14 protein-coding genes and 2 tRNA genes are annotated in these 24,731 nt (G+C 69.5%); 10 read left to right on the forward strand and 6 right to left on the reverse strand.

Going from position 1 to position 24,731, the window contains the following annotated elements:
- Positions 1 to 55: 55 nt before the first annotated feature.
- The 7 genes from LXT21_RS03390 to LXT21_RS03420 all read left to right on the forward strand — a co-directional run bounded on the left by LXT21_RS03390 (position 56) and on the right by LXT21_RS03420 (position 8,990).
- A complete protein-coding gene (locus LXT21_RS03390; RefSeq protein ID WP_254036632.1) occupies positions 56 to 1,144 on the forward strand; it encodes an ABC transporter ATP-binding protein in 1,089 nt (362 codons plus the stop codon).
- Positions 1,141 to 3,315 carry an extracellular solute-binding protein gene (locus LXT21_RS03395; RefSeq protein ID WP_254036633.1) on the forward strand — a complete coding sequence of 725 codons (2,175 nt, stop codon included), beginning with the start codon at positions 1,141 to 1,143 and terminating at the stop codon, positions 3,313 to 3,315. The genes LXT21_RS03390 and LXT21_RS03395 overlap by 4 nt, the downstream gene beginning before the upstream one ends.
- Positions 3,315 to 4,163 (forward strand): sugar ABC transporter permease, encoded by an 849-nt coding sequence (locus LXT21_RS03400; protein WP_254036634.1) that lies wholly within the window; start codon positions 3,315 to 3,317, stop codon positions 4,161 to 4,163. Before LXT21_RS03395 ends, LXT21_RS03400 begins: the two co-directional genes overlap by 1 nt.
- 6 nt (positions 4,164 to 4,169) lie before the next feature.
- The gene (locus LXT21_RS03405; protein ID WP_254036635.1) at positions 4,170 to 7,460 is read left to right on the forward strand and encodes an IPT/TIG domain-containing protein; all 3,291 of its coding nucleotides are present in this window, start codon (positions 4,170 to 4,172) and stop codon (positions 7,458 to 7,460) included.
- A gap of 140 nt (positions 7,461 to 7,600) precedes the next feature.
- Positions 7,601 to 7,672, forward strand: a tRNA-Val gene (locus LXT21_RS03410).
- Positions 7,673 to 7,679: 7 nt separating this feature from the next.
- Positions 7,680 to 7,756: transfer RNA gene (locus LXT21_RS03415), tRNA-Asp, on the forward strand.
- A gap of 682 nt (positions 7,757 to 8,438) precedes the next feature.
- Positions 8,439 to 8,990 carry a cell wall protein gene (locus tag LXT21_RS03420; protein ID WP_254036636.1) on the forward strand — a complete coding sequence of 184 codons (552 nt, stop codon included), beginning with the start codon at positions 8,439 to 8,441 and terminating at the stop codon, positions 8,988 to 8,990.
- 216 nt (positions 8,991 to 9,206) lie between these two features.
- On the opposite strand, the gene LXT21_RS03425 is transcribed toward LXT21_RS03420, so the two are convergent.
- Together LXT21_RS03425 and LXT21_RS03430 are read right to left on the reverse strand one after the other, a co-directional pair.
- A complete protein-coding gene (locus LXT21_RS03425) occupies positions 9,207 to 9,437 on the reverse strand; it encodes a hypothetical protein (RefSeq protein WP_254036637.1) in 231 nt (76 codons plus the stop codon).
- Positions 9,438 to 9,609: 172 nt separating this feature from the next.
- Complete coding sequence (locus tag LXT21_RS03430) at positions 9,610 to 10,998, reverse strand: hypothetical protein (RefSeq protein WP_254036638.1); 1,389 nt, start codon at positions 10,996 to 10,998, stop codon at positions 9,610 to 9,612.
- Between the two features lie 250 nt (positions 10,999 to 11,248).
- Between LXT21_RS03430 and LXT21_RS03435 the strand changes: the two genes are divergently transcribed.
- The 3 genes from LXT21_RS03435 to LXT21_RS03445 all read left to right on the forward strand — a co-directional run bounded on the left by LXT21_RS03435 (position 11,249) and on the right by LXT21_RS03445 (position 14,650).
- A complete protein-coding gene (locus tag LXT21_RS03435; protein WP_254036639.1) occupies positions 11,249 to 12,127 on the forward strand; it encodes an alpha/beta hydrolase family protein in 879 nt (292 codons plus the stop codon).
- 79 nt (positions 12,128 to 12,206) lie between these two features.
- Positions 12,207 to 13,028, forward strand: coding sequence for an NAD(P)H-binding protein (locus LXT21_RS03440; protein ID WP_254036640.1), 822 nt, complete (start codon positions 12,207 to 12,209; stop codon positions 13,026 to 13,028).
- A 275-nt stretch (positions 13,029 to 13,303) separates the two neighbouring features.
- Positions 13,304 to 14,650, forward strand: coding sequence for an alpha/beta hydrolase family protein (locus tag LXT21_RS03445; RefSeq protein ID WP_254036641.1), 1,347 nt, complete (start codon positions 13,304 to 13,306; stop codon positions 14,648 to 14,650).
- 75 nt (positions 14,651 to 14,725) lie between these two features.
- Here the strand turns inward: LXT21_RS03445 and LXT21_RS03450 are convergent, their stop codons facing one another.
- From LXT21_RS03450 to LXT21_RS03465, 4 genes are all read right to left on the reverse strand, one after another.
- Positions 14,726 to 15,484 (reverse strand): outer membrane beta-barrel protein, encoded by a 759-nt coding sequence (locus tag LXT21_RS03450; protein ID WP_254036642.1) that lies wholly within the window; start codon positions 15,482 to 15,484, stop codon positions 14,726 to 14,728.
- A gap of 259 nt (positions 15,485 to 15,743) precedes the next feature.
- Positions 15,744 to 16,817 carry an NADH:flavin oxidoreductase gene (locus tag LXT21_RS03455; protein WP_254036643.1) on the reverse strand — a complete coding sequence of 358 codons (1,074 nt, stop codon included), beginning with the start codon at positions 16,815 to 16,817 and terminating at the stop codon, positions 15,744 to 15,746.
- A 190-nt stretch (positions 16,818 to 17,007) separates the two neighbouring features.
- Complete coding sequence (locus tag LXT21_RS03460; RefSeq protein ID WP_254036644.1) at positions 17,008 to 18,093, reverse strand: fatty acid desaturase family protein; 1,086 nt, start codon at positions 18,091 to 18,093, stop codon at positions 17,008 to 17,010.
- Between the two features lie 24 nt (positions 18,094 to 18,117).
- The gene (locus tag LXT21_RS03465; protein WP_254036645.1) at positions 18,118 to 24,720 is read right to left on the reverse strand and encodes a type I polyketide synthase; all 6,603 of its coding nucleotides are present in this window, start codon (positions 24,718 to 24,720) and stop codon (positions 18,118 to 18,120) included.
- Between the last annotated feature and the right edge of the window lie 11 nt (positions 24,721 to 24,731).

Consider the following 24,731-nt stretch of genomic DNA (forward strand, 5'->3'; position numbering starts at 1 on the left):
GCGAGGCTCCGGGTAAGGTGCGCGGCCGTTCTCCCCCCATTTTTCCGAGAGCGTCTTGTCCGAAGTCACCCTGAACGGCATCAAGAAGTCGTTTGGCTCCAACCTCATCGTGAAGGGCGTGGACCTTCAGGTGGGACAGGGCGAGTTCCTGGTCATGGTGGGCCCGTCCGGCTGCGGGAAGACGACGCTCCTGCGGCTCATCGCGGGGCTGGAGCAGGTGGACGCGGGCGAGGTCCGCATCGGCGGCAAGCGGGTCAACGACGTGCCGCCACGCGATCGTGACGTGGCGATGGTGTTCCAGTCGTACGCGCTCTACCCGCACATGACGGTGCGCGAGAACCTGGCCTTCGGCCTGACGCTGAGGAAGCTGCCCCGGGCGGAGATCGACTCGCGCGTGGCGGAGGTCGCCTCGATGCTGGAGCTGGGGCACCTGCTGGAGCGCAAGCCCAAGGCCCTGTCGGGTGGTCAACGTCAGCGCGTGGCCATGGGCCGCGCCATCGTCCGGCGGCCCCAGGTGTTCCTCTTCGACGAGCCCCTGTCCAACCTGGACACGGCGCTGCGCGTGCAGATGCGCGGAGAGCTGGCGCGGCTGCACCGCCGGCTGGGCGCGACGATGATCTACGTCACGCACGACCAGGTGGAGGCGATGACGCTGGCCACCCGGGTGGCCGTCTTCAACGGAGGCGTGCTGCAGCAGGTGGGCCCGCCGCTGGAGCTCTACAACCGCCCGGCCAACCGGTTCGTGGCGGGCTTCCTGGGCTCGCCGTCGATGAACTTCCTGGAGGCCCGGCGCGACGGAGGAAGCCTCGTGGGCAAGGGCTTCACCCTGCTGAGCCCGCGGGACTTGCCGCAGGGAAGTGAGCGGGTGCTGGTGGGCTTGAGGCCGCAAGACCTGCGGGTGGCGGCGCTGGGGCCCTTGTCCGGCACGGTGGACGCGGTCGAGCGGCTGGGGTTCGACGGTTACGCCTTCGTCACGACGGAGGCGGGCCCGGTGGCGGCGCGCTTCGACAAGGGCACCCACGTCTCCGTGGGGGACAAGGTGGCGCTCGCGCCCGTCGCCGACGCGCTGCATGTCTTCAGCGAGGACGGCGCCGTGGCCCTTCGCCACCCCACCCAGCACGAGACGCTCGAGGTGGCGTCTTGAGGAGACTCTGCGCCCTGGTGCTCCTCGCGGCGGCCTGGTGCGCGCACGCGGCGGAAGGCCCGGCGCCCCTCAAGCTGTGGCACGCGTACCGGGGCGGCGAGGAGAAGGCGCTCCTGGAGGCGACGAACCTCTACACGAAGGAGACGGGCGTGCGGGTGGACCTGCTCGCGCTGCCCTATGACGCGTACGCGGCCAAGCTGACCAACGCCATTCCCCATGGCGCCGGCCCGGACGTCTTCATCTTCAACCACGAGCGGCTGCGCAACTTCCACTCGCAGAACCTGGTGGCGCCCACCCGTGGCGCCTTCCGGCGCGAGGACTACTTCTCCAACACCGTGGAGGCGCTGGAGGTGGATGGCCAGGTGTACGGCTATCCGATGTCGCTCAAGTCGCTGGCGCTCTACGTCAACACGAAGCTCGTGCCCCGGCCGCCCACGACGACGGCGGAGCTGCTGGCGCTGTTGCCCACGCTGTCCAACCCCGCCGAAGGGCGCTTCGGACTGGCGTACGAGAGCGGGGACTTCTACTTCCACGCGCCCTTCCTCTTCGGCTTCGACGGCAAGCTCTTCGACGAGGCGGGCAAGGCGAGCTTCGACACGCCGGGCATGGCGCGCTCGCTGGCGTTCGTGAAGAAGCTCCAGGACGAGAAGCTGATGCCCCAGGAGGTGAGCGGGGCGCTGGTGAAGACGCTCTTCAACGACGGCCGCGCGGCGATGATCATCAGCGGCCCCTGGTTCGCCGGGGAGATTGCCCCGTCGGTGGCCTATCGGGTCGTGGCGCTCCCCACGGTGAGCGAGACGGGCACGCCCCTGCGTCCCTTCCTCGGTGTGGAGGCCGCGTTCGTCACCGCGCGCACGGAGCAGGCGTCCACGGCGCACGAGCTGGCGCGCTTCCTGTCGCTGGGCGAGGCGTCGCGGGTGCGCACCACGCTGGGCCGGCAGATTCCCGCGGACGTGCAGGCGTACCAGCTCCAGGCGGTGAAGGACGACACGCTCATCTCCTCGTTCCGCGAGGCGGCGGTGAACGCCACGCCCATGCCCAACACGCTGGAGATGGCCCGCGTGTGGGAGCCGATGAAGCTCACCCTGCGCGCGGTGCTCCAGGGCGGCGCCCAGCCCGAGGACGCGGGCGCGCTGGCGGACCGCCGCTACCGCGCGCTGCACCGCGAGCGTCCTCCCGAGGCCAACCCCGTGCCCTGGCTGGGGCTCGTGGGGGTGATGGCGGTGGGAGGCACCGCGTGGGTGCTGCGCCGGCCCGCGCCGGGGATGACCTTCCGGCAGCGCTACCCGGACGTGGCCCGCGCGGCGACGTACGTGGCGCCCGCGGCGGTGGGCCTGCTGGTGCTGGTGTTCATCCCGTTCTCGGTGGGCCTGGGCCTGTCGCTGTTCCACCACGAGGCGGGCCAGTACACCTTCGTGGGCCTGGCCAACTTCGTCGACATCCTGGCCAGCCGTGGCTACAGCATCACCGAGCCGCTCTCGTTCTACTTCACGCTGGTGGTGACGCTGCTGTGGGCGGCGGTGAACGTGGTGCTGCACGTGAGCATCGGCCTGGGGCTGGCGCTCCTGCTCAAGGACCCGCTGCTCAAGCTGCGCGGCGTGTACCGGGTGCTGCTCATCATCCCGTGGGCGGTGCCCAACTACATCACCGCGCTGATGTGGAAGGGCATGTTCCACCAGCAGTTCGGAGCCATCAACGGGCTGCTCGTGGCGCTGGGGCTGGAGCCGGTGAGCTGGTTCACGCGCTTCTCCACCGCGTTCGCGGCCAACGTGGCCACCAACACGTGGCTGGGCTTCCCCTTCATGATGGTGGTGGCGCTGGGCGCGCTGCAGTCCATCCCCCCGGAGCTCTACGAGGCCGCGGAGGTGGACGGGGCCAGCCGCTGGACGCAGTTCCGGCACATCACCCTGCCCCTGCTCAAGCCCGCCATGCTGCCCGCGGTCATCCTGGGCAGCGTGTGGACGTTCAACATGTTCAACATCATCTACCTGGTGTCCGGAGGCGAGCCGGGCGGCGCCACCGACATCCTGGTCTCCGAGGCGTTCCGCTGGGCCTTCCAGCGCAACGAGCAGTACGGCTTCGCCGCCGCGTACTCGGTCCTCATCTTCGTGGTGCTGCTGGGCTGGTCCGTCTTCACCAAGCGCCTGATGCGCACCGAGGAGGCGGCGTGATGAAGAAGCCCTCGGGTCTGAAGATGGCCTTCATCCACGCCGGGCTGAGCCTGATGTGCATGGTGACGCTCTACCCGGTGCTCTGGGTGGTGAAGATGGCGCTGTCGCCGTCGGACGGCCTGTCGCTCACGGCCAACCCCTTCCCGGACGCGGTGACGTTCGACCACTTCCGGGAAGTGCTCCTGAGCACGGACGTGCATGGCCGGTGGGTGTTCGGCCGGCAGGTGCTCTCCAGCATCATCGTGTCCGGCGCGACGACGGTGGTGGGGCTGACGCTGGCGGTGACGGCGGCGTACGCGCTGTCGCGCTTCCGCTTCCCGGGGAAGGAGGGCGGCATGCAGGCGCTGCTCATCACCCAGATGTTCCCGGCGACGCTGATGCTGGTGCCCATCTACAGCATCCTGCAGAAGCTGCGGCTGCTCGACAGCCTCACCGGGCTGGTGCTGGTGTACGCCACCACCGCCCTGCCCTTCTGCATCTGGATGTTGAAGGGCTATTTCGACACGCTGCCGCGCGAGCTGGAGGAAGCGGCGGTGATGGACGGGGCCACGCCCCTCCAGGTGTTCCTCCGTGTGGTGTTGCCGCTGGCCCGCCCCGCGCTGGCCGTGACGGCGCTGTTCTCCTTCATGACGGCGTGGAACGAGTTCGTCCTCGCCGCCACGCTGATAAACGACCCGACCCGCTTCACCCTGCCCGTCGCCCTCCAGCGGTACGTGGGCGAGTACAAGGTGGAGTGGGGCAAGTTCGCCGCCTGCGCGCTCGTGGTGTCCGCGCCGGTCATGGCGTTGTTCTTCGCTCTCCAGAAGCACCTCGTCGGCGGGTTGACCGCCGGCGGCGTCAAGGGGTGATGGCCGATGTCCCGTTGTCTGCGGTCCCTTCTTCTCGTGTTGCCGTTGCTCGCCGTGGCCTGTGGTGATGACAAGGAGGGCAATCAACCCTCCGAGCAGACCGCGCCCACCGTGAGGGAAATCACCCCCTCGGGCGGTCCCATCGCGGGCAACACGCTCATCAATGTCTACGGGTCCGGCTTCAAGGACGGCGCGAAGCTCTACCTCGGCGAGCAGGAAGCCCTGCGCGTCGTGGTGGTCAACGCGTTCCGCATCTATGGCTACTCGCCCACCGCGACCACCGCGCAGGTGGACGTGCGCGTGGTGAACCCCGACGGCGCCCACGGGACGCTGGTGAAGGGCTTCACCTACGAGGGCCCGCCGGGCAGGAACATCGACCAGGCGGAGGTCATCAACAGCAATACGGAGGCGGTCAGCGGCGGCCAGCCGGTGGGCGTGCTGGTGCGCGGCGCCATCACCGTCGCGGGGCTGACGCGCGGCGTGGGCCAGGGCGGCGGGGTGCGCGCCCAGGTGGGCTTCGCGCCCGCCAACTCGGCGCTGCTCCAGCAGGACAGCTACACCTGGGAGGAGGCCACGTACGAGGGCGACTCCGACAGCGGCGAGGCGGACATCTACAAGGGCAACGTGCTGTTGCAGCCGGCCATCGGCGGAGAGAGCCGCGAGTGGGTCATCACCATGCGCTTCTCCATCGACGGCGGCACCACGTGGGTGATGGCGGACGGCGACGGCATGGCCAACGGCGTGGCGGAGAACATGCTGCGCCGGGTGTTCATCTCCCGGCCGCGCGTGGACTACTGCAAGCTGGGCCCCGACGGCAACCGCGCCAACCCGGAGCTGTTCTACCGTCCCACGGACACCACGCTGCTCAAGGTGCAGGGCCAGGTGTACGCGGCGGGCATCACCCAGGGCGCCGGCGCGGGCTCGGGGCTGGTGGCGCAGTTGGGCTACGGCCCGGTGGACTCGGACCCTCGCGACTCCGCGGCGTGGACGTGGATTGCCGCCGTCTACAAGGCGGAGCACGGCAACAACGACGAGTGGGAGGCGGAGCTGCCCAACCCCGGCACCGAGGGCCAGTACAAGCTCGCCTTCCGCTTCAGCATCAGTGAGAACGCCTGGCGCTTCTGCGACGCGGACGGCGTCAACGACAGCACCGAGGGCGAGCTGACGTTCAGCCTGGCCAAGCTGGGCACGCTCACCGTGGGCACCGAGGCGCCGAAGCCGCCGGTGAGCTGGTGCAAGATTGGCGAGGACCAGAAGGCCCCCGAGGTCATCAACTACCAGACGACGCAGACGTCGGGCTTCAAGACCGTCTATGCGCAGGTCCACATGCCGGGCGTGACGGACAAGGTGGGCGCCGGCCCGGGCCTGTCCGGTCAGCTGGGCTGGGGGCCCGCGGGCGAGGACCCGCGCACCTCGGCGCTGTGGAACTGGTCCACGGCGCTCGTGTTCAACAAGGACAACTTCCAGGTCAACGACGAGTGGAAGGCCACGCTGCCCAACCCGGGCACCAACGGCGAGTACCGCTACGCGGTGCGCTTCAGCGGCAACGGCGGCCCGGTGCGCGTGTGCGACGGCAACGGCGTGGACGACGGCGGCCAGGAGTTCGAGCTGGACAAGCTGGGCCAGCTCACCGTCACCGGCGAGGTGGTGGTGCCCAAGGTCATCGGCTTCTGCAAGCTGGGGCCGGCGAACGAGCCGAACCCGGAGACGGTGACGTACGCGGCGGGCGCCGCGGCCACCCGCAAGGTGCTGGCACAGGTGTTCGTGCAGGGCGTGACGGCGGGCGCGGGCGCGGGCACCGGCATCGTGGGACAGCTGGGCTGGGGTCCCGCGGGTGAGAACCCGGCCACGTCCGCGCAGTGGAACTGGGCGACGACGGCCGCCTACAAGGACGAGTCCGGCAACAACGACCAGTTCGAGACCACCCTGCCCAACCCGGGCGCGGTGGGCAGCTACCGCTTCGCCTACCGCTTCAAGGTGAACGACGGCGCGTACCTGCTGTGCGACTCGGACGGCAACAGCGGCGGGGCCGCGGGCTTCGACCCCGCGAAGACGGGCACGCTCACCGTGAGCGCGGCGCAGGACATCTCCGTGGGCTGGTGCAAGCTCGGAGGCGAGTCCAACGAGCCGCCCCCCAACGAGGTGTACCAGTTGGGCCAGGCGCCCATCGACATCTACGCCCAGGTCTACATGGAGGGCGTCACCCCGGGCACGGGCGCCGGCGCGGGCATCCAGGGTGAGGTGGGCTACGGCCCGGAGACGGACGAGCCGACGGCGGCCAGCTGGCAGTGGACCACCACGGGGACGAGCTTCAACCGTGAGTCCAACGGCGGCAACAACGACGAGTGGAAGGCCGCGCTGCCCAACCCGGGCACGGTGGGCCGCTACAAGTTCGCCATCCGCTTCAACGTGAATGGCGGCGCGTTCCGCTACTGCGACGCGGACGGGCTGGGCAACGGCTTCTCGCTCGAGCAGGCCGGCACGCTGACGGTGCAGGCGCCGGCGGCGGCGGACTTCTGCCGGCTGCAGAGCGTGAGCGGGACGACGGTGGGCAGCGGCGCGGCCGTCACCGTGACCGGCCGGGTGCGCCTCGCGGGCGTCACCAACGGCGCGGGCGCGGGCACGGGGCTCCAGGTGCAGGTGGGCCTGGGCAACGCGGACGTGGACGCCTCCGCCACCCCCGCCTCCTTCACCTGGAAGGCCGCGGCGTACGCCCGCGAGGCCGAGGGCGAGGCGGACACGGACGAGTTCTCCACCAGCATCCACCCGGCCTACACCGGCAACCGCGCGGTCAGCCTGCGCTACTCCACGGACGGCACGGCGTGGACGTACTGCGACAAGGACGGCAGCGACGTGGGCGGGTACACCCCGGGCCAGCAGCACGCCCTCACCGTCGGCAACCACCAGGACATCGAGTACTGCAACCTCCAGTGGCCCTTCTCGGTGACCGTGGGCCCCAACCCCACGACCATCTACGGGCAGGTCTACAAGGCCGGCGTCACGACCCAGAGCGGACCAGGCGTGGGCCTGGTGGCTCACCTGGGCTACGGCGATGCCCAGCAGGACCCCGGCGTGGGGGGCTGGACCTGGATTGCCGCCCCGTTCCTCAGCGAGGAGGGTGGCGGCAACAACGACCAGTTCTCGGCGGACCTGCCGGGCAACCTCCCCGCTGGCACCGTCTACGCCTACCGCTACGCCCTCAACGGTGGCGCCTACTGCTTTGGAGACCGGGATGACCGGGGCGGCAGCGGCAACGGCTTCCAGGCCGCGGACGTGGGCGCCGTGAGCGCGCCCTAGGCGGATCACTCACCGACCGCACGGGCGATTTCACGCTCCGCGCGGTCGGTGACGGAATATCGGCGCCTCCGAAACAGGTGCTTGACAGTGGAGGGAGCCACTTATAAAAGCCCGCTCGTCGCAACGCGGAACACGCCCTCGGGCGGATAGCTCAGCGGCAGAGCGTCGCCCTTACAAGGCGAGGGTCACAGGTTCAATCCCTGTTCCGCCCAATGTTGTGGGGAGTTAGTTCAGTTGGTTAGAACGCCGGCCTGTCACGCCGGAGGCCACGGGTTCAAGTCCCGTACTCCTCGCCAAGAAGAAGGCCCCCAAGTCCATGTGATTTGGGGGCCTTCGCCTTTTCGGGCTCCTGACATCACAAGACACTCCGCGTCCTCCGTCGCGATGGCTCCATGACACCTGGGGAGCTCGAGCCCGGTGGCTGAGCAGGCCGGCCACGAACCGCCAGCAGCAGCCCCTCGAAGGCGCGCGGATGGGTGACTCCGGAGACGTGAAGCACGCTCCATCCCAGCGCATGCAGGCCTGGCGCATCAGCCCCCCCACATTCGAACGAAGGCTCGCAGCCTGCCCGCCACCCGGCGCCTGCCCATGCAGCCACGGGGCAAGCCTGACGCGCAGCCGCCGACAGTGGCCAGGGCCTCGGTGTTCGCCGTCAATCGGGACAGGGACGTCGCCACTGCATAGACATTGAAACGCGAGCGTCCGCGTTACATCGATACCCGCGCGCACCGTGGCGGCATCTCGACAGCAGTCCTCAACACCCTCGAGCAGCGTGAAGTCAGCTCGACGGCTCGCCCGGAGTGCCCGCCAGTGAGCGGTGAACATTCACGTATAGTCGAACAACCTGAGCCGTGCTACGCCAGCCACGACATGCCTAGAGCCCGTCGCGTTTCCCCCTCCCCCCGAAACACCCGCTCTCAGCCCGCGCGCGGCGCTCCCTCGGCGACGCCGTCCCTGGATGAGGCTTTCCAGTCCATCGTGCAGGGCGCCGTGCAGGAGTCGTTCGCCTCGCTGGTGGCCTCGCTGCGCCGCCTGTCCGAGCGCATGAGCGGGCAACCCATCACCACGCCGCGCGTGGCCCCCAAGGCCCCCGTCGCGCCCCAGCCTCCTCCCAAGGTCGAGGCCGTCGTCGAGCAGCCCGTCGCCTGCGCTGTCATCGGCTGTCGCCAGCCCGTGCGCACGCTCGGCTACTGCTCCGCGCACTACCAGAAGCGTCGCCAGATGATTGCGACAGGCCGGCTGCACTCCGCCTGGGTGGAGCACGCCGCGCCGCACTCGCTGCCGGATGTCATCCTGTCGCGCCGCCGTCGCTCGGAGTCGCGTGAGGAGAAGCCCACTCCCGCGGCTGCTCCCGCCGCTCCCGCCGGCCCGCGCGTCTGGGTTCGCAAGAAGGGCCAGACGGCCGCCCAGGGTGATGACTCCACCAATCCGGCCACGCTGGCCGCGGCCCTGCGCGCGTCTGACGGCGACGCGGCGGACACGGTGAAGCGCTGGGCCGAGGAGTTCCTCGCGAACAAGCGTCGCAATTAGTTGCACGGACGCACGAAGGCCCCGTGCTCATCCGGAGGAACGCGTCCCTCGCATCGCGAGTCGAGACGCTCCGAAGGAAGCGCGGGGCCTCACACCACCGGGCACAGTCCCGGGGGACACCCACGGCGACTTCCCAACCACAGTCAAGTCAGACACGGTCGACCGCCCATCCCCGGAGGCCCGGCTCCGGAAACGAGCATCAACCCAGGTCCGCGCTCAGGGACAGACGTAGGACTCTTCGACCCAGTCCCCGCACACGCTCTTGCGGCACAGCGTGTAGTTGCACGTCTCAGCCATGTAGCCACAACAAGCGACGTCGGCGTCCGCCGTGCCTGAACAGGTCACGCGCTTGCCGCCCTTGTAGGTCTCGGGAGACGGGTTGCCGTCGCACGAGTCCGAGTCACTGCCACATCCCGCCAACACCAACAGCGGGACCGCCCACAGCATGCAAATGAGTCTTCGCATGCTGCGCATGGAAACATGTCGACGGCGCGGCGGGCCAGAGCATCTGGGTGAAGACTGACCACTCCTTGCGCCACGAAACCATTTCTTGTGTCTCGTTTTCAGAGAACACAGTGCATCGGGATTCCGTGAGCACCGCGCCTGTCTCGAAAGCCTCTCAGAAGCGGGCCTGGAGCATCACCGTGGCGCCCCAGGCGCTCGCCTTGATGAAGACGGGCTCCGGAATCCCCGTCACGTCGTCTCGGAACTCCGTCTGGTTGGGGTCATGCATATAGGAGATTTCGCCCACGACGCCGGCCACGCGCCCCAGGTCCCATCTCGCCGTGGCCTTCAGGGTGAGGACCGTGGCGCGGTCCTCGCCCACCGGCAGCAGGGAGAACTGGTTGCGTCCCTGGACGATGAAGACCCGGTCCACCCCCAGCGCCTCTGAGGAGCGGAACGCCGCCGGCAAGGAGACGCGCGCCAGCAAGCCGGGCGTCAGGCCCCAGTCCGTCAGGTGGTAGTCCACGCCCAGCGAGCCGGAGACCTCGGCGCGAGGGTCCGCCTCGAGAGGGAAGGCCATGAACGGAGGGAAGCCCGGCCCATCCAGTTGGAGGAAGCTCGCCGTCCGGAACCAGGCCAGGGCATGGACACGCCACGCCCCCAACCGCAGCCGCCCATCCAGGGCCGCCGCTTGAGACGTCTCGGCGAACTTGCCGAAGCCTCCGGCTGGGTTCTCCAGGTCCTGGGAAATCAGGCTGCCCTCCAGCGAGAGCGACGCGGAAACCCCCGTCGAGGACGCCGAGGGCGTGAAGAACCGCTCGAAGAAGGTGGGGTCTCCCCGGAAGAGTGACAGGTCCACGTTCGCGCCGATGGGCTCGCCCCGGCTCCAGAAGACCCGAGCGGAGCCACCGCGCAGGATGACCGACAGCTCACGCCCCATGCCAGCCAGGCCCGGACTGTCCCCCCGGTCCACGTACATCCCTTCCAGCTCCACCCGCAGCCCGGGCGCGACCTCGACCTGTCCGCCCGCGAGCACCGCGTAGTGTCGCGCCCGCTCCAGGTCCCACGTCGGCAACTCCGCGGACTTGAGCGCCACGAAGGCCGCCCAGCGCTGACGCGCGAGCCGCAGCTCCACGGCGGGCTCGCTGCTGCTGTCACCCGTGGGAAAGACGTCCCGGCCCCAGGTCACCGGATAGACGGCCCCCAGGTACACCCGCGTGGAGCTCAGCGGAAAGACACTCAGCGCCAGGCTCTCGTCCGAAGCCCAGGCCGCGGGACGGTAGCGCAGGCGGAAGTTGCTCCCGTTGTCCGTGAAGCCCACGCCCTGCACTCCGTTGGCGTTCACGAAGAACGACAGCTCCGCCTCCGCGCGCAGCCCCGCCGTCAGCTCTGGCGAGCGCGCGTCCAGCGCCGCGTTCCAGCTCGTCGTGGAGCCCGAACGGTCCACGTTCGGATCACTCCCCAGGAAGGACAGACGGGCCTGCCACGAGGATGCCTCCGAGGGCGACTCGGACACCTGGGGCACGGTCGACAACAGGGACAACAGCAAGAGCGCAGGGGACATGGCGCGCCGCCTCTATCACGCGCGACAGGCGTTGTCCGTTCGCGGTGCGAAATCCGCCGCGTCCGCGCGCTTTCGCTTCGCGAAACAATCCCAACCATGTTTCGCGAAGCGGAACAAAACACGAAATAACTGAACATATAGAAAAATCAGATAGACAGGACTCCGGACGCGCCGCTTTGATTCCTGATGGGACGCCCGCGGAGGGCTTTCGCGGCGCTCCCATGACCATCGACAGCCACGAGGAGAAGTCATGAAGAAGAGCGAGCTGAGCTTCCGTCTTGGATTGCTGCTGGCCCTGGCCTGGACCTCCACCGCGGGGGCGCAGGCGTTGAGCAGCTTCTCGGCGACGTACCGGGGTGGCGGCACGTCGCTGTGCGGCTCCACGTACAACCTGCGCGGCCAGGAGCCCGCGGCCTCGGGCAAGTACCCGGTGTTCATCTACACGGTGGGCACCACGGAGAACTACGACCACTCCTCGGCGCTGGCGGCGGTGGAGGAGATGGCCTCGCGCGGCTATGTCGCGGCCACCGTCGAGTATGACAACGCCACCTTCGGCTCGTGCTCCACGCTGACGGCCCGCTCGCGCTGCATCTTCGACGGCGGCCGGTCCACCAGCGCGGTGGGCACGCTGTGCGCTCGAGCCAAGGCGGACTGCTCGAAGGGAATCGTGGTGGCGGGCTTCAGCCAGGGCTCCGTCATGGCCATCCTCGCCAAGAACCACGACTCGCGCGTGCAGGCGGCGTATGGCCTGGGCGCCGGCGTCCAGTACTCCATCTACAACCTGTCCTCCTGCGTCGCCAATGGCAACCGCGCGCTGCCCAGCAGCCGCCTGCGCATCATCAACGGTGAGCAGGACGTCTTCGTCGGACCGACGGAGGCCCAGGTGCGCGCGCAGAACACGGACACGACGGGCTACTCCTGCCCGCTGGCCACGTCCTGCCTGCAGAGCAACGGCAGCGGCTGGTACATCATCAAGGACAGCCAGGTGGGTGACCTCAACGCCGACCACTGCTACATGCGCACGGGGAGCTGCGTGGGGCTCCTGCTCGACTCCACCTGGCGCTCGGGCAGCCAGCCCTGGTCCCTGCGTCCCAACCTGAACTGGCTGACCCAGTTCACCACGCCCTGAGCGGGCGTTCTGTTGAGTAATCCATCCGCGCCCGCCTCGCGCGTCCCGAGGCGTGGCGTGGATGTGTATGCCTCACGCCATGACCTCCTCCACGAGCATCCTCATCCTGGGCGCGAGCGGCACCACTGGACGACGTGTCACCCGGCTCCTGCGCGGCCAGGGCCACACCGTGAGGGCCGCCTCCCGGCACTCCGACCTCCACTTCGATTGGACGGATTCGAGCACCTGGGAGGCCGCGCTCGGCACGTCCTCGCGCCTGTACCTCATGGCGCCCCATGAGCAGCCCATCCCCGCGCAATTCGTGTCGCTCGCCGTGTCCCGAAGCGTGCGCCGCATCGTGCTCCTGTCGAGCCAGGCCATCGAAATCATGGGGGACCAGCGCCTGATGGCCGCCGAGCGGCTGGTGCGCGACGCGGGCGTGGAGTGGACCCTGGTGCGCCCCGACTGGTTCAACCAGAACTTCGACGAGGGCTTCTTCCGCCCGTCCGTCCTCGCCGGACGCATCGCCCTGCCCGTCGGGGACACGAAGCAGGCCTTCGTCGACGCCGACGACATCGCCGCCGTCGTGGCCACCGCCCTGACCGAGGACGGGCACGCGGGCCGGAGCTACGAGCTCAGCGGCCCCCGGCCCCTGGGCTTCGCCGAGGCCGCCGCCATCATCGGCCGCGCCGCCGGCCGCGAGGTCCACTTCGCCGGCGACCCGGACACCTACCGCGCCGAACAGAAGACGCTGGGGCTCCCCGACGAGGCCATCCAGGGCGCCATCCAGGCCTTCTCCGCCCTGAAGGAGCGAGGGGACGCCGCCCCCACCGACACCGTGCGCGCCGTCACCGGACGGGCCCCCAAGCCATTCGAGACCTACGCCGCCGAGGCCGCGGCCTCCGGCGCCTGGGCCCCTTGACAACCAGCGCCTCCAATCGCACGATTCAATCAGCTGATTGAATCCAGACCCCTCCGGGAGGCACGGGCGAGCCATGCCCTGGCCTCCCGTGCGCGTGAGCCCGCGCCCGAAGCCTGTCGACGCCCCCGTGTCACCTCGCGCCGCCCGCGCCTCGCCCTCCGTCTGTCTTCACCTCGCCGCGTGGGAATCATGTCTGTGTTCTCCACCGGGCGATGACAGAAATAAAGGGCCGCGGTGTTCGAACCTGCAATCCCTCACAGGAGATTGCACACACCATGGGTTTCAACCTGAATCGACGTTCCCTGCTGCACGTGGGCCTGGGGCTCACCGGTGGGCTCGCGCTGCTGCGAGCGCCGTCCGTCCTGGCGGCGCCGTCCTCCACGCCGGGCACGACGCCTCCGGCCGAGGAGCCCCAGCGCCCCTGGTATGAGCTGGGGTTGCTGGAAGACGACCCCATCATGCAGAACCAGCTCCTGCACTTCCTGGCCGCGACCTACAGCGCCCAGGCGGACATCGGCGAGGTGCTGGACACCGCGACGCGCATCGACGTGAACGATGACTGGAGCTGGCCCACCGAGTGGGTGAGCACCGCGGACCGCCTGCGCGGCATGGCCGAGGCGAGCCTCACCCGACACCACAAGACGAGCGCCGGCCACGCCTACCTGCGCGCGGCCAACTACTACCGCGCCGCGCTCATCCACCACCCCGAGCCCAGCCATCCGAGCGCGGTGCAGACGGGGCGCCGCGCGGTGGACGCGTACAACAAGGCGCTCGTCCTGCTGAAGATGCCGGGCACCCCGGTGCGCATCCCCTACGAGAACACCACCCTGCCCGGCTATTTCTTCCGGGCGCGGGGCGCGCGGGGCGCCGCGCCCCTGCTCATCTTCCAGCAGGGCCGCGACGCGTGGCCCGAGGAGTCCAAGTACGTGGTGGACGCCGCGCTGGAGCGTGGCTACCACTGCCTGCTGGTCCACGCCCCCGGACAGGGCATGGCCATCCGCGAGCAGAACCTGCCGTTCCGTCCGGACTGGGAGAAGGTCATCACGCCCGTGGTGGACTTCGCGGTGCGCATCTCCGGCGTGGATTCACGCCGGATGGCATTGCTCGGCTGGAGCATGGGCGGCGCCCTGGTGCCGCGCGCGGCCGCCTTCGAGCGGCGCCTCAAGCTGCTCATCCCCAACCCGGGCGTGCTCGACTGGGGCCAGTCGCAGTTCGACAACTTCCACGGCTACTTCCCGGAGCTGATGGCGCTGCTCGACAGCGACCCGGCCGCCTTCGACGCGGGCATGTACCAGCGCATGAGCCAGGTGTTCCTGTTCCGCTGGTACATGCGCGACGCCATGCACAAACACGGCGCCAGCTCCCCCTCGGACCTGATGTTCAAGCTGAGGACCTTCACCAACCGGCCCGTCGTCGAGCGCATCCGCTGCCGCACGCTCGTCATGGACGGCACCGCGGAGGCGTACTCCGGAGGCCAGGGGAAGATGCTCTTCGACGCGCTGAGCTGCCCCAAGGACTACCTGCTCTTCACCGAGGAGGACACCGGCCTGTTGCACTGCCAGGAGGCCGCCCAGGCCGTCGCCAATCACCGCATGTTCGACTGGTTCGACGAGTACATCTGAGCCCCTGAAACGACGACGTCGGACCCGGAACGAGCCGGGTCCGACGTCATGGGAAGCACAGGCGCGAAGCGGTGATTAGAACCGGAACTGCGCGCGCACGCCGCCGTTGATCCAACCGTGGATGGCCTTCTCCTCGAGGTCCTGCGACTCGTCGGTCTCTCCGTCGGAGACGGTCGCCGACGAGTACTGGCCGACCGTCGCGGTGATGTAGGGGCCCACCGAGAACTTCGGCGAGATGCGGAAGTCGACGCCGCCCTGCGCGGACACGAACTCGAAGCCCTTCACGGACGTCTTGACGGAGAGCTCCTCGCCCAACAGCTCGAGCGAGATCTTCGTGTTCAGGATTTCGTAGCCGATGCCCACGCCCACCCAGGGGTCGACCAGCGGCGTCGCATCGAAGTGATAGGCCGCGTTGACACCGAAGCGCAGCTGGCTGGCGCTGCAGCTCACGCCGTCGACGCTGCAGGGGTCTTCCTCACCGGCAACCTCGGGGGTGTTGAGCGAGCCCAGGCCGTACTGGAAGAAGGCGCCGAGGTAGAAGTTCTTGTTGAAGAAGTAGCCCGCGTTGAGTTCCAGCGGAATCACGCTCGAGACCAGGTCACCGACCTTGGCGCCCTCACCATCTCCGCTCGGGTTCCCCGCCAGGTCGCCGTACGGAACGGCGAAGCCCGCGCGCAGGCCGAGCGCGAAGCCCTTGCCCTCACCAGCGGACGAGTCCTCACGGACGTAACCCTCTTCGGAGTAGCTCTCCGCGGCGTCATCCTGCGCGAACGCGGGGGCGGCGATGAGAGCGAAGGACATCGAGCACAGCATCATCTGGGTGCGGCTGGTCATGAAGGTGGTCCCGCGAAAAGTGATGTGAGTTGCCCCACACCGTCGAGGTGTCGGACGCGTGTAGAGACGCCCGGAGGCGTCACTTATTTAAAACGGACGGGACATAAAAGGCCGGGTTTCAGGGGACCCAGGCATTTTTCCAGTCCACACGCCTCACGCCGCGAGACTTCGTTTCATGGCCAAGAATCTTGACGCCGCGGGCCCGCTCCCAGAGTGAACTGCCCGTCTTCCACGTCACGGCCCCTGCGAGTTCAACGCATCAGGTCGCGACGAAGTTCTTCCAGCCCCGCAGATAGTCGATGAAGCCCGGTGAGGCTCCCTCGGTACGCAGCAGGTCGAAGGAGAGGGGCGGCTGCTGGATGGGGGCGCCGCGTTGGATGCGCTCGGGCCAGTCGTGGTTGGCGATGGCGGAGCGGCCCAGGGCCACCGCGTCGGCGCCGCGTGCCAGCTGCGCCTCGGCGTCCTCCTTCGTCCAGATGGCGCCGGCGACGACCATCTTCACGCGCGCGGGCACGGCCCGGCGGAACAGCGCCGTCGCGTGCTCCTGGGGGCGCTTGGTGGTGTTGAGCCCCGCGCGCCAGAGCGACAGGTGGAGGATGTCCATGCCCTCGTCGGCGAGCATCCGCGCGACGTCGAGGCTCTCATCCAGATCCAACCCGCGCGCCTGTCCGAAGTCCTCGGGGGACAGGCGCACCGCGAGCACCAACGAAGGGGCCGCCCGGCGCACCGCGGCCAAGGTCTCGCGGATGAGGCGCGAGCGGTTCTCCAGCGAGCCACCCCAGCGGTCCGCGCGGAGGTTGTAGGTGGTGCTCAGGAACTGCGACAGCAGATAGCCGTGCGCGCCGTGCAGCTCCACCGCGTCGAAGCCCGCCTGGGCGCAGCGCCGGGCCGCGCTCGCGAAGGACGCGATGACGGCTTCAATCTCCGCCTCCGTGCCCTCGCGGCACTCGTCCGCGCCGCCGTGCGCGCTCGCGCTCCAGCGCGACATCCCGCTCACGGCGGGGTCCGCGCGCAGGCCCCCATGGAAGAGCTGCGCGGAGAGCAGCGCGCCGCCCTGGTGGACCCTGTCGGCGAGCCGGCGCAGCCCGGGCAGCATCGCGTCGTCGTGCACGCCCAGCTCGCCCGACCAGGCCTTGCCATCCTGCTGGACATGCGCCGCGCAGGTCTCCACCAGCCCGAAGCCCCCTTCCGCGCGACGCTCCAGGAAGTGGAGCTCCGCGTCGGAGAGGGTTCCGTCGGCATGGCTCTGCTTGTTGGTGAGCGGCGCGAGCCAGACGCGGTTTCTCGCGACGACGCCTTCTCGCAGCACCAGGGGGTCGAACAGTCCTGCCATGTTTCGTGTCTCCGGGGTTTCTCGCCGGTGGGGGACCGGGAGGGGGACAGTCGCGCTCTCGTGGCGGCTGCGCCCCGACATTTCGTGCCCAGACTTCGGGAGATGGCGGATACCACTCAATCGGGGGCTCCGCAGAGAGGCTCGCGCGCCTTCCTGTCCAACAATGGGCTGTCGCTCGTCCTGCTCGCCGTCACTGGCGCCGGGACACGAGGCGACTTCGCAGCTCGCCGCTCGTCACCGAGGGCGTCCCGTGGGGCCCCACCCACGTCCCCTCCTCCGTGGGTGAGTACAGCGCCGGGCGCGTGTACAGCGCGCGCAGCGCCTGGACGTGGGGATAGACGGTGGAGGCCTCCGGGTTGAGCTCACGCAGTCGCTGGCGCAGCAGCGGCGCGAAGCGTGGGCTCATCGCCGGGAAGATGTGGTGCTCCTGGTGATAGCTGAAGTTGAGGTGGGCCCAGTCCATCACCGGGTGCGTCTTCACGCTCGCGGTGTTCACGAAGGGGTTGTCGTGGTCCTCGGACGCCGGCTGCAGCCAGTGGTTGGTGGCGATGTAGACCATCAACGTGATGTTGGCGACGACCAGGGGGAACACCAGCGCGAAGAAGGCACCGCGCGGCCCCATGGCCCAGCCCAACCCGCCCCAGCCGAGCACCAGGAGCACCGTGAGGAGGCGCTCCTTCACGCGGTTCATCCGCACGTGGCCAAGGTGGGGCTGGTCGATGTGGTGCCACAGGAAGGCCTGCCCCTGCGCGGTGAAGAACAGGCTGAGGCTGACGTAGCTCAGCCAAGTGCCGGAGCCCGGTGAAATCGCGTGGAACATCCGCGCGAAGCGCTGGGTGCCCAGGTCCGGCTGACGCGGGAGGATGTCCGGGTCTCGCTGGTGGATGTTCGCGGCGCTGTGATGCGCCTGCACGTGCCACGCGCGCCAGTTGCCCGGCGTGACGAGGAACGGGCCGAAGCCGACCCAGCCGAGCACGTCCTCCCAGCGCCGGCTCCTGAAGACGGCGTGGTGCAGCGCCTCGTGGGCCGCGAGCCCCACGGTGGTGACCATCTGTCCCAACACGAAGGAGAGCGGGAGGCAGACCCACCAGGGCAGATGACCCCAGGCGAGGAGCCACATCGAGGCCAGCATCACCGGCACCAGGGCCAGCGCGATGACGCCCCGGTGGGGTTGAGGTTCGAAGGACTCGGCGGGCAGCACCCGGCGCAGCTCCGCGCGGAGCGGCTTGGGGTCATCGAAAGGCAAGACAACCGTCGACGGTGTGGAGGAGTTCATGGTGTCCATTCCGCGGAAAGGGTTTCAGGCCATGGGGCGCGCGAGGCCGCCCTCGAGCAGCATTCGCAAGCGCCCTGCTTCATCGACCGCCGCGACGGTGCCGCACTGGAGGACGTCGCCTTCCAGACGCGGGCGCAGGGCCTTGAGGGAGAGCTGGAGCGGCGCGCTGCCCCCCCCGTTCACCAGCTCCCGGTCGAACGTCGCCCGCTGGAACTGGATGGGCGCGAAGACGTCGTTCGACACGCCATGCACGTGCATCGCGCTCAAGCGCAGCGCCGCGTCCAGCACGAGCGCTGGCACGGTGGCCCCCGCCTCCTCGCGCCGCGACGGCAGGCCGAGCTTCGCGAAGCGCGCCGCGGGCTCCAGGCGGATGTCCTCCAGGCAGTCGAACATCTTGCGCAGCTCGATGGGGCCGCCCGGAGCGCAGTGCGGATCCTGGGCCAGGATGCCGTGTCCCGAGGGCGCCGCCGCGTCGAGCCCTGGCACACTCCGGGGTGGCTTCCGGGTCAGCGTGAAGCGCGCCTCCGCGTAGACGAGGTCTCGCTCCAGCACCACGCCCGAGGCGTGGACGATGTCTCCCAACAGCCTCACCTGCACACCGTGCAGACCGGGTTCGTCGACCAGCGGAGTGCACTCGGCGCGCAGGGACTGGTGGCCTCCGGGTCGCACGCGGATGAAGCGTGAGAAACGGACGTCCTCGATGGTCACGATGCTCAGCTCCGGCAGCCGGCCTCCCAACGCGGCCCGGAGCATCAGGTCCAACGCCCAGGCTCCCGGGAGCGTGGGCGTGCCGCGCACCAGGTGGTCCTCCAGACACGGCACGCTCGCGGCGTCGACCCGCACCTCGCGGACGATGGGCCGGGGCGCCGTGCCTCCCTCGGGGGCTTCTGGGAGGATTCGCAGGCCGTAGAACTCGCGCTCGTTCTGGGTGAGCTGCACGTTGATGGGCTCGCGCGGCGGGCCCTCCACGAGCTGGAGGAACAGGGCCTCGCCCTCCTCGGCGCGGATGCCTCGGAGCTTGCGGCTGGCGCCGAGCACCCGGTACTCGGAGCCTCGAGTCATCCCGATGCCATCCCAGGCGAGCCACCCCACGCTGCACCAGTGTGCGCGTGGGTTGACGTCGTCCACCCAGGCGCAGAGCCGGTCCAGCGCTTCGTTCGCCGCGCCGTAGTCCGCCTGCCCGTCATTGCCGATGAAGCTGAAGGCGGACGTGAGCACGTGGAAGGGCACCGTGCGCCCGAAGCGACTGGCGCAGGCCGCGTGCAGGTGATTCAGTCCGAGCAGCTTGGTGTCCAGGTTCGTCCTCAGCTCCGCGAGACGGCGACGATGGAGCTTCTTGGACGTCTGCGTCCCCGCGCCGTGGACCACGAGGTCCAGTCGGCCGAAGTCTCGGACGAGCTCGTCCATGACCTTCGCCACGTCCTGGGGACGGGTGACGTCCGCGACGCGGTAGACGGTCCGCCCTGGCAGTCGGGCGAGGCCCATGAGCGTGGAGCGCAGCTCGCGGGCGGCCAGGTGCCGTTCGAAGCGCGCGCGCAGCTCCGGCATCCGGACGCCCCACTTCGTGGCCAGCTCCTGCGCGTAGAACTCACGCTCCAAGGTCGGGAGTTCTTCGTCCGTCGCGACGAGGATGCGCTCGGGGGCCGCCTCCGGGTCGCTCCGGCCGAGGAGCACCACCGTGCAGCCGTAGCGCTTCAGCAATGCCCCGGCGAGCACCGCCGTGACGCCGCGTCCGCCGCCCGTCAGCAGGACCACGGAGCCCGAGTCGAGCAGGGCCGGTCCCGAGGAAGGTGTCGTGGTGGGGCGCAGCCTGCGCACGCAGCGTGTCTCGCCGTCGAAGCAGACCTCGACCGATGGGTTTTCGTCACCCTCCTCCGAGCCCAGCTCGACGAGCGCCTGGTCCAGGGACTCGGACAGCAGGGTGCTCGTGGTCGAGATGGCGCGGACGTTCCTGGCCGGGACCTCTCTCGCGATGGACTTGAGCATCCCCGCGAACAACCCCGTCACGGGATGCAGGACACGCCGAGGTCCCAGGCCGCCCACGCAGAGGCTCGCCAGTTCGACGTCTCCGGCGACGAGCTTCTCGTAGGAACGACGGGCCGTGAGGAACAGCAACTCGAGCGCCTCGTGGCGCAGGGCGGTCTCTTCGACGACTCGGGGCGCGTCTCCACTGTGGATGCTCGCGACGGCGAGGATGAGTTGGGGCTCGAAGCCGAGGGCTTCCAGGCTCGCCTCCGCGGTCTCCTCACTCGACAGGTCGATGCCGCGCACCCTGCCCTTCGTGCTCGTGGGTCCCGCGAAGAGGATGAGGTGGTCCGACACACGGAGTCGGCGCGCCTGCGCCTCCAGCGCATGCGCCAAGGTTTCGTCGCCCGCGATGAACAGGACCCGACGACCCGTCAGGACTTCGGGTCGTGTCACCCGCGCCGGATGCTCGACGAGTACAGGTGCGTGGTAGCCGATGGACGCACTGAGGTCGAAGCCACTCGCCTCTGCCTGTGGTGCGGAAGCCTCGGTCGAGCCTGCGTCCGCACGCCCTGATGACGCGGGCGCATCCACTCCCGCGCCAACCGCCCTCCCAGCTTGGGCCTTCGGCACCGCCTCGCTCATCGTGGAGGATGCCGTCGCGGTGGCTGGATGAACGGTCTTCCCTGTCGACGTCGACGCCTCGTGTGAAGCCACGTCGACGCGCGGATTCTCCAGGACAGGAGCTCGCGCTTCGGTGGCACGAGCCCCCGTCGAGATGAGTTCCAACGACAGTCGCGTGCCCTTCGCCGCTTCCGGGTGGAAGCTCAGCGTCCCCGAGCGTCCCTCGCTCGCGGCATGCACCGCTCGCAGCACCTCGAGCCCCTCGCCCGCCGAATGCGCTGGCAGCCGCGTCACGGCTTCTTCACGGGCAGGCCCCGACGAGGACAGGCGCAAGCCACACATCACCTTCAGCCCTCGCTGTGCGGCCTTCTCGGCGGTGGTGACCGCCAGCAACATCGTCCCTTCCGAACCACTCGCATCGTCCGCCGCGCCCGGCCGGAGGACGTTCGCGCTCCCGACGAGGACCAGCTCGAAGCCCGTCTCCAGCACGTCCCTCGCGGCCTTCAGAGCCTCCGCCAACGAGGCACCTCCCGCGTCGATGACGAAGTTGGGTCCCTTCGTATCCAGCGCACCCGCCACCCTCCCCGGCGTGACGTTCGCCATCATCCCCTGGAGCGTGTAGGGCCCCGAGGGCCGCACGCTCCCCCGCACCGTGTCATGCAGCGCCTCCGCCAATGGGAGCAGCGCCGCGCGCTCGGGAGTATTCAGCACGAGTTCACGAAGCCCACGCCGTGTCGACGCGGCCAGCACTCGCTGGATGGCCTCCACGCCCCTGCGCGTCTTTCCCTCGAGCCCCAACACGATGGCCGTCCCCGAGCGCATCCCGTCGAAGCCCCCCAGCTTCTCGACGAGCGCGCTCGCCGCCGTGAGCGCGAGCCCCTGCGTCAGGTCCATGTCCTCCGCGATGTCCGGCAACAACCTCAGCGAGGACGGCAGCCGGAACGCTCCGACATCGAAGCGCGCGCCCACCTCCGACGGCACGCCCACTCGCGGCGTCCCTCGCGCATCCGGGTACACCCCCTCCGCGGCGACGACCACCAGCTCGCTCATCGGCTTGGAGCGCGTCGACACGGGCGACGCATCGCCCCGGTACTCCTCGAGCACCAGGTGCGCATTCGTCCCCCCGAAGCCGAACCCGTTCGTCGCGGCCCGCCGGGGATTCGCCCCGTTCTCCGGCCAGGGCTGCTCACGCTGACTCACCTCGAAGTCCGCGCCGAGCGCACGCAGCGCCTCACCAGGTCGCTCGAAGTTCGACTGTCGCGGGAACAGCCGATGCTCCAGCGCCTTGCACAGCTTGATGACCGACGCGGCCCCGGCCGCCCAGCCCACGTGTCCGATGAGCGCCTTCACGCTCGCCAGCTGGATGCCCGCGCGCTTGCCCGTGAACACACGGCCGATCGACTTCAGCTCGGTGGCATCTCCCGCGGGCGTCGCCGTGCCATGCGCCTCCAGGTACTGGATGGAGGCCGGGTCCACGTCCGCCGCCGCGTAGCACGCGGTCATCGCCGCCACCTGTCCCTCCACGCGCGGGACATTCGCGGAGCTGCTGCGCCCATCGCTCGACAACCCGGTGCCCCGGATGATGGCTCGAACGGGCAGGCCCCGCGCGAGCGCATCCGACAGGCGCATCAGCCCCACCACTCCCGCGCCCTCACCGAAGATGACGCCATCCGCGCTCGCGTCGAACGGTCTGCTCCCTGTCGCCGACAGCCCGTTGAACTGGGAGAAGAGGCAGTTGTTGCCCGGTCCCGGAGAGAAGACGCCTCCCGCCAACACCAGGTCCGCCTCCCCTCGCTGGAGCGTCTTCATCCCCAACGCGATGGCGTAGAGCGAGGACGCGCACGCCGCGTCCAGCAACACCGTGGAAACACCTCGCCCCACCACGTCCGTCACCACCGCCTGGAGCGTGGGATGCGGCGCCAGCTCCGAGGAGCGGGCCTCCACGCCCATCACCTCACGCGTCGCGCGGGACAGCAGGGCCACGTCCGCGCCATGCATCCCCTTCGCGCGCAGCAGCGCCTCCCCTGCCTCCAGGCTCAGCGCGGCGTCGTACTCGGAGGAGCCCTCCGCAGTGGAGCCGAGCAGACACTGGATTCGCTCCGGCGCACGCGCACCGAGCCCCTCCATCGACTGCGCCAGCGCGATGGCCAGCAGCTTCTGCTCGCGGACATAACGCCGGAAGCGCTCCGGGTCCGTCCCCTTCGGCGCCACCAGGTCCTCGTCGCGCACGGCCCCCGTGAGCAGCGTGTAGGCCCGGTCCGGCGTGCCCACCGGTCCGATGAAGTCCGTCACCAAGGAGGGTTCGCGAACGCCCGGATCGACGATTCCACTGATGCCCTGCCGGATGTTGCGCCAGAAGGACTCGGGGTCCTTCGCCCCTCCCGGCAACATGCAGCCGAGCGAGACGATGGCAATCGTCGCGTCCTCCTCCGGCCCCTGGGTCTTCACGGGAACGGACGCCACCGGCTCGGCGCGAGGCGGCAGCAACGTGGAGATGGCGCGCACGTCCAGCGTCCCCATCGGTACCGGGATGCGCTGGACGATGCGCGCCATCCGCCCCTCCGTGCCGCAGTCCAGGAAGCGCGTGCACCCCGCGCTCGACAGTCGCTCCACCGCGCCGAGGAAGTCGAACGGCTTGAGCAGGTGCGCCGCCAGCGCCTCGGCCAGCTCGCCCGGAGCGCCTGCGTACACGCGCCGCTCGATGGGTGAGTAGATGAGTCCGCGCGGCGTCTTCATCGCGACCCTCGACAGCGCGACCCGAAATGCCTCCGCCGCGGGTCGGAGCCCGGGATGATGGAAGGGATACCGGCTGGCCACGAAGGTGAAGCCCTGCCCTCGCTGCTCCAGATGGGCCCGGAGTCGCTCCAGCTCCCAACGGGCCCCCGCCACCACGGTCTGCTTCGCGTGGTTGCGCCCCGCCACCGTCACCCCCGTGACGCCGCTCTCGACCAGCGCCCGCGCCGTGTCCGCCTCTCCCAGCGCGACGGCGGCGAGTGTCCCCAGGTCCTCCGGCACCACCTCGAGCGCGCGGACCCGCAGGCACACGACCTCCGCGCCGGAGCGCAGGTCCATCGCGCCTGCCGCCGTCATCGCGGCAATCTCCCCGAAGCTGTGCCCGACGAAGACGTCCGGCGCCCTGCCCTCGCGCATCAACCACCGCGCGCCGAGCACTCCGGACAGGAAGATGCCGAGCTGGTCGAGCTGCGGCACCTGCGCCAGTGCGTGACGCACCTCGGCCGCATCCCGCGCCTCCACCAACGGGCGCACGTCGAACCCGTGACCACGGGCCACGTCCACGACGGACATCAGCTCGTCGCGGAGCTCGGGCTGCAGGGACTTGAGCCGCACGAACAACTCCGGCTCGAAGGAACCCTGACCGGCGAAGAGGAACGCGGTGGCGCCTGTCGGCAACTGGAGCACGGGACTCCTCGCCGGCTCCGTCGTGACTGGAGCGCTCGTGGAAGCGGCTTCGAGGTCGACCAACCTGGAGGTCCCCAACGAGGCCGGGTCCTCCAGAAGACGGCGGGCCAGTCCCCGCACCGGTTCGGAGAACAGCTCCTGGATGGCGGAGCCCCCCTTGAGCACGCGCTCGCGGAAGCTCCGCGCGGACGCGGGCTCGAACATGTTCGCCAGCGCCTCGAAGCAGGGACGGAACGAGTCCGGGAAGGCACACAGGGCGCCGGTGGCCCTGTCCGCGCAGAGGACCGTCTGGTAGCCGCACGCCACGGGCGTCCCGTCCCGCTTGAGCGTCCGGAAGCAGAAGCGCACGCCGACCTCGCCCCGGTCCTCGAACGTGGTCAGCACCACGAGCCTGTCCCCCAGGTTCGCGGGAGAGAGGTTGCGCGAGTACCCCTCGTAGGTGAGCAGGAGCACCCGGTCGAAGTCGCGCCGGAACTCCGGCACCTCGAAGAAGTGCGGGCTGAAGAGCAGGTGCTCACGGCCCGCGCACTGGAACTTGAAGTTGGTGAGGAAGTGATGGCTCCCGTAGGCCATCGTGTCGTCGAAGTGGATGTCGTACGGGACGGCGAAGTAGCCCATGGTGGTTCTCC

The organism is Myxococcus guangdongensis, assembly GCF_024198255.1.
Taxonomy (GTDB): domain Bacteria; phylum Myxococcota; class Myxococcia; order Myxococcales; family Myxococcaceae; genus Myxococcus; species Myxococcus guangdongensis.